This window comes from Devosia sp., assembly GCF_040509215.1.
In the GTDB taxonomy this organism is placed as follows: domain Bacteria; phylum Pseudomonadota; class Alphaproteobacteria; order Rhizobiales; family Devosiaceae; genus Devosia.
The window spans coordinates 1-5,989 of record NZ_JBEVLL010000384.1 but is presented as its reverse complement, the minus strand read 5'-3'; the positions used below and the strand labels follow the sequence as shown (position 1 = coordinate 5,989).

The following is a 5,989-nucleotide window of genomic DNA, read 5'->3' as shown; positions in this document are numbered from 1 at the left end:
GCCTTCGGGCGGCCCTTTCTTTTTGGCCAACCGGACGCGTTGAACGGTTAACCTGTTGTTGCATCGCGACGATTAGACTTCGCCACGGGATGCAGGACACATTTGGAACCTCGACGATGGTGCATGGCCAACTTTTCTTTGCACTCGTCAATCCGATCATTGCATTGATGCTGTCGCTCGGCTTTGGCCTTATCTGGCTGCGCTGGCGCGACTACAAGCACCTGGCAACCCTTTCCCTGGCGTTCCTGTGCCTCGGTCTCGGCTTCATCTTCTACGACTTCAAGATTTTCGTCTGGCCTGCCGAAATCAATGTTGGCGCGAACGTTCTCTATGTCGCGACGATAACGCTGGCATGCGCCAGCACATTCCTGCGTAAAGACCTTTCGCCCCCGACCCTGATCTATCTGGCGATCATCGCGTCTGGCGCCCTGCCCTTCGTATGGTACCTGCTCGTCGAACCCTCGACGCTGGCCCGCATCCTCATCACTTCGGCCATCTTCGTCGGCGTAACCAGCGTCACATTCGTCGGCCTCGTGCGGCAGCCGGAGCGAACGCTTGCTGACAATCTTTTTGCCGCTGCAGTAGGACTGGCGTTCTTCGTGGCCGTGTTCAGGCCGACGCTGGTCCTCAGCGGGTATCTCAACATTGAAAGTTCGGCGGGCTTTACGGCGTCGGACTATTGGACATCCATCAGGGCTTTTACCCCGCTGATGTCTTTCCTTGTCGCGGCGCTGTTCTCGGCTGCGATCGGCCTCGATGTCGTCGGCCACCTGAAGGGTCAGGCGGATCGCGACTATCTGACCGGCCTTCTCAACCGGCGCGGCTTCGAGACGACCGGGACCGAAACCGTTGCCCGCGATTTCGCCAATTCACGACAGCCCGCCATGCTCGTGGCCGATATCGACGACTTCAAGAAGGTCAACGACACCTTTGGGCACAAGGTTGGCGATGCGGTGATCGTGGCCGTGGCGCGGACGCTGGCCAGACACGGCGACGCGGTTCTGGCGGCGCGCACGGGCGGCGAAGAATTCGCTCTTTACTACAACGACATCGACCGGGCCGAACTGCAGGGCATCGCCCGCAGGATTCGCTTGGCGCTGGCGCAGGCAACGATTGCGGGCCTGCCGCACAAGTACCCTGTAACTCTCAGCATCGGGCTTCACCTCAGCTATAGCCACGAGAGCCTGACCGACATGATGACGCTGGCCGATCAGGCACTCTACCGGGCAAAGAGCGAGGGCAAGGATCAGGCGGTGATGACGCCCGTTCGCTTGCACCTCGCTTCCGGCAGCAGATTGCAGAGCCAGGAGCGGATCTAGAGCGCTTCTGCCATCTCGGCAAAGAACGCCTCCGGCCCCTCGACCTCGCGAAGACGCTTGCCAATGATCTGCAGGAAGCGCGTGCCCACGCCACGCAGGAAAGCGCGATCGTGGGACACGAGTAGACAGGTTGCGCCGTGCTCGGCGATATCGAGCTCAAGCTGTTCCTGGCCGGGAATATCGAGATGGTTGGTGGGCTCATCGAGCAGGTAGAAGTTCGGCCGCTGCAGGCGCAAGGCCAATAGCGCAAGCCGTGCCCTTTGGCCAAGGGAGAGCGTGCGAATGGGCTTGTCCTGCCGGTCTGGCTCAAAGCCGGCACCGGCGAGAAGACTGATGCTGCGGCGGTCGCCTTCGTTGTAGCGCGAGACGATGAAATCGAGCGGCGTCTGCTTGAGCGGCAGCCAATCCAAAGCCTGATCGAGATAGCCCGGCACGATCTGCGGGCTGAGGCGCAAACCGTCTATCGCCTCGCCACCCAGAGCAGCGGCCACCTTCCGCATGAGCTGAGACTTGCCGGTCCCGTTGCGCCCGAGCAGGACAACGCGATCGCCCTGGAACACATGCAGCTTGTCGATCGAGAAGAGTGGGCGCCCATCGGGCGTCGTCACGGCCATGTTTTCAAACGCAAGCATGACGCGGGCCTCGGCACCGGAATTGCCCAGCATGACCTTGCCGGTTTTTTCGCGATGAACGGAGACGGCCTGGTTTTCGATCTTTTCGGCTCGCTCGCGAAGCTGCTTGGATTTGACGGTGAGCAGGTCGCTGCCCGAATTGATGCCGATGTTGGTCAGCTTGGCCGCTTGCTTGCGGAGCTGGGCGACTTCCTTGAGATCGCGCTGGCGCTGTTGTTCGGCGGACTCGTCAGCTTCCTCGAGCGCCTTGCGCGCGGCACTGTAGGCAATCGGGAAGAAATGCGAGGTCTCGGGGCGCAGGAAGAGCGTACGATTGGTGACGCTATCGAGAAACTGGCGATCGTGGCTGGCCATGACGACCATGGTCTGGCGCGGCAGCGCTGCCATCCAGTTTTCGAGCGCCAGGATGCGACCGAGATCGAGATGGTTCGTCGGTTCGTCGAGCAGCAGGAGATCGGGCTGGGTGACCCAGCCGCGGGCAATCAGCGCCAGGCGCTGCCAGCCGCCGCTCAATTGCCCGATGGGCTTCTGGACGAGATCGAGTGGGAAGCCGAGTTCATCGAGCGCCACGTCGGCGCGCCAGCCTTCGCTTTCGCGATCGGCTTGCGGCAGGGCTTGCTCGACGAATTCACGGAGCGGGATGGTCAGAGCATCCGCGGGCACATCTTGCGGGACATAGCCGATGGTGAGGCCACGCGAGCGGGAGATTTCGCCTTCGCTGAGCTCTGCCTCGCCCATAAAGGCGCGCAGCAACGTGGATTTGCCGCGACCATTGGCGGCAACGAGGCCGACGCGATCACCATCGGATAGCGAGAGGGAGACATTGGAGAAGAGGACATGGCCCGCACGTAGGCTGGCATTGCGGAGGCTGAGATTTGCCATCGTATTGGTCTTTCTGGGATGGCGCTGCGTTTCGACGCGCGCCTAGTCCATCAATATGCAGTCTGACAGGGTCAGAATGCCGTGACGGGCAAACCAGTGGATCAAAGACCTAAAATATCGTCCGAACCGCGCTGGTCAGCCCTGCAGCTTGAGCCACAGGGCGTAAACGGGGCCACGCTGGCGATGATGAGTGAAATAGACCATGCATCCCTCCCCGGTTCGATTGGACGACATTAGAGACGCAGAGCTATTTAGCCTACGACTAAAAGCAGAGCTATTCGACCTTTTGGCCGAAAGCAAGCGTCAGGCGAGATAGAAAACAAGGCTCGCAAGCAGGGTCGCACCAAAACGCGGGACGTGCAGTTGAGCCAGCCGGTACGCAATACTCAATAATCCGGCTCGTGGCCTCACGGCAGCAGATGAACCGAAATGGGGCACTAAATACGCAATACTGGGCCCATTTCGGGTTCGCATACGGCAACTCCATACAAAAACCGTATGCCTGAACGCTAACAGCGTGCACTTAAGAAAGTGCTTTCAAGAAGCAAACGAGGAGTAAACGCGGCGGCTCAAGTTGAAACGGGGTTTTATCGATCGCGCATGGATCAGCCGGCCGGACGGAGTGCCTTTTGGCCCCGAATGCGATCAGCGCAGAAATCGAAGTCTATCAGGTAGACCCAGCCATCCTGTGTGGCGCGCACCTGGATGCGCTTTTCATTGGGCACGTTGAGCGCGATATTGGTGTAGCCGCGGCGGGCGATTGCTTGACGAATCTGGTGATCGGTCAGGCAGATGGGCAATTGGGGATAGAAGTCCCGCGGCTCATCGCCGAAATGAAAACCGAAATTGACCTGTGCCGAGGCCGGCATTGGAACAAGCGCCAGTGCCGACAGCATCGCGGCGGCGATAGTTTTCTTGACCATGACTGAGCTCCTTTTCGACCGATCTTGCCCACCAAACGGGCATGATGCGCTTTGGCTCCTGAACCCCTAACCAATTGCCCGTTCATTTGCCGTTCATGTCGGCCGGTTTCGGGGGAAAACCGCGGCAAACCGGCGTCCGGATGCCGGTGTACGATATGCTACATAGTCTACCAGCCTGATTCGAATCGACCTCTGGAAATCCTGTTGCATGCAAGCAGACGATCTTTTTGGCGGCGGGGCTGAGCCCAAGCCGCAGGCCCCAAAGCCGGAAAAGGAAAAGACCGTCGCCAAGGCCTCCGCGCCGGCGACGACGGATAGCTATAGCGCGGCGGATATCGAGGTTCTCGAAGGGCTTGAGCCGGTGCGGCGCCGGCCCGGCATGTATATCGGCGGCACGGATTCGAATGCCTACCACCACCTCTTTGCCGAGGTGATAGACAATTCCATGGACGAGGCCATTGCAGGCCACGCCACGCGTATCGAGGTGCATCTGGGCGCCGATGGCTACCTGACGGTAACCGACAACGGTCGCGGCATTCCGGTCGAGAAGCATCCGAAATTTCCCGGGCGGTCGACGCTCGAAATCGTGCACACCATTTTGCATGCCGGCGGCAAGTTCGACTCCAAGGCCTATGAGACCTCGGGCGGCCTTCATGGCGTCGGCGTGTCGGTGGTCAACGCGCTTTCCGACGACATGATCGTCGAGGTGGCGCGGGATCAGCAGCTGCACCGCATCATCTTCTCGCGCGGCAAGGTCGTGCAGGACGTCGAGAATATCGGGCGGGTGCAAAACCGCCGCGGCACCTCGACGCGCTTCCATCCCGATCCCGAGATTTTCGGACCGACGGCGCATTTCTCGCCTGGCCGTATTTTCCGCATGACGCGCGCCAAGGCCTATCTCTTTGGCGGCGTGGAACTGCGCTGGAGCTGCGACGAAAGCCTTGCCAGCGACGAGGTTCCGGCCAAGGCCGTCTTCCACTATCCGGACGGCCTGAAAGACTTCATGACCGCGCGGATCGAGGGCGAAACGCGGATCGTCGACGATATCTTTGCGGGCAAGACCGGGCGACCGGGCAGCCATGGATCGGTGGAATGGGCCATTGCCTGGACTATCGAGGACGGCAGCGTGTCGTCCTATTGCAATACGGTCCCCACGCCCGATGGCGGCACCCACGAGGCTGGGCTGCGGCTGGTGCTGCTGCGCGGGCTCAAGAACTATGCCGAGCTAACCAAGAACAAGGCGGCAGCGACGCTGACGGCGGAAGACGTGCTTGGGCATTGCAATGCCATGCTCTCCGTCTTCGTGCGCGAGCCGGAATTTGTTGGCCAGACCAAGGACAAGCTGGCCTCGGGTGAGGCGACGCGCATCGTCGAAAATGCGCTGCGTGACGCTTTCGACCACTGGCTTGGCTCCTCGCCACTGCAGGCCGGAAAGCTGCTCGATTGGGCAGTCGAACGCGCTGAAGAGCGACTGCGTCGGCGCAAGGAAAAAGAAATCGACCGCGCCAGCGCCACGCGAAAGCTGCGTCTGCCGGGCAAGCTGGCCGACTGTACGCAGAACGCCGCGCAGGGCGCGGAACTGTTCATCGTCGAAGGCGACTCGGCCGGCGGTTCGGCCAAGCAGGCGCGCAACCGCTCCAATCAGGCCGTGTTGCCGCTACGTGGCAAGATTCTCAACGTGGCCGGCGCCAGTCGCGAAAAGATGGCGGCGAGCCAACTAATTTCTGATCTTATTCAGGCGCTTGGGTGTGGTACGCGCGACCGCTATACCGAGGATGATCTGCGTTACGACAAGATCATCGTCATGACCGACGCCGACGTGGACGGGGCGCATATCGCATCGCTGCTGATCACGTTCTTCTTCCAGGAAATGCCGCGGCTGATCGAGAATGGGCACCTCTATCTCGCCCTGCCCCCGCTCTATCGCATAAGCCAGGGCGGCAAGACGCTTTATGCGCGCGACGACGCACACAAGACCGAACTGATGGGCACGGAGTTCACCGGCAAGAGCAAGGTGGACATCACGCGCTTCAAGGGCCTCGGCGAAATGCCCTATGCGCACCTTCGAGAGACGACGATGTCGCCCAAGAGCCGCACGTTGTTACAGGTGAAGATCCTGGATGACCATCAGGCGACCAAGACGACGGTCGATCGACTGATGGGGACCAAGCCGGAAGCACGGTTTGAGTTTATCCAGGAGAATGCTGAGTTTGTGATGGATCTGGACGTCTAA

General features: G+C 60.5%; 4 protein-coding genes. 2 read left to right on the top strand and 2 right to left on the bottom strand.

The window, feature by feature from the left end; genetic code table 11:
* The first annotated feature begins 116 nt into the window (after positions 1 to 116).
* Positions 117 to 1,319: a GGDEF domain-containing protein gene (locus tag ABW043_RS21550; RefSeq protein WP_353923248.1), complete on the top strand. Its 1,203-nt coding sequence runs from the start codon at positions 117 to 119 to the stop codon at positions 1,317 to 1,319.
* On the opposite strand, the gene ABW043_RS21545 is transcribed toward ABW043_RS21550, so the two are convergent.
* On the bottom strand, positions 1,316 to 2,833 hold the full coding sequence (locus tag ABW043_RS21545; RefSeq protein ID WP_353923247.1) for an ABC-F family ATP-binding cassette domain-containing protein: 1,518 nt from the start codon (positions 2,831 to 2,833) through the stop codon (positions 1,316 to 1,318). The two genes, ABW043_RS21550 and ABW043_RS21545, sit on opposite strands and share 4 nt — an antisense overlap.
* 605 nt (positions 2,834 to 3,438) lie before the next feature.
* The gene (locus ABW043_RS21540; RefSeq protein ID WP_353923246.1) at positions 3,439 to 3,756 is read right to left on the bottom strand and encodes a hypothetical protein; all 318 of its coding nucleotides are present in this window, start codon (positions 3,754 to 3,756) and stop codon (positions 3,439 to 3,441) included.
* A gap of 208 nt (positions 3,757 to 3,964) precedes the next feature.
* On the opposite strand from ABW043_RS21540, the gene parE reads away from it, so the two are divergent.
* On the top strand, positions 3,965 to 5,989 hold the full coding sequence (parE, locus tag ABW043_RS21535; RefSeq protein WP_353923245.1) for a DNA topoisomerase IV subunit B: 2,025 nt from the start codon (positions 3,965 to 3,967) through the stop codon (positions 5,987 to 5,989).

What these genes read in the sequence shown, in the direction of transcription:
- ABW043_RS21550 (WP_353923248.1), top strand. Translation starts at nt 117, where the DNA reads ATGGTGCATGGCCAACTTTTCTTTGCACTCGTCAATCCGATCATTGCA.
- ABW043_RS21545 (WP_353923247.1), bottom strand. Translation starts at nt 2,833, where the DNA reads ATGGCAAATCTCAGCCTCCGCAATGCCAGCCTACGTGCGGGCCATGTC.
- ABW043_RS21540 (WP_353923246.1), bottom strand. Translation starts at nt 3,756, where the DNA reads ATGGTCAAGAAAACTATCGCCGCCGCGATGCTGTCGGCACTGGCGCTT.
- parE (WP_353923245.1), top strand. Translation starts at nt 3,965, where the DNA reads ATGCAAGCAGACGATCTTTTTGGCGGCGGGGCTGAGCCCAAGCCGCAG.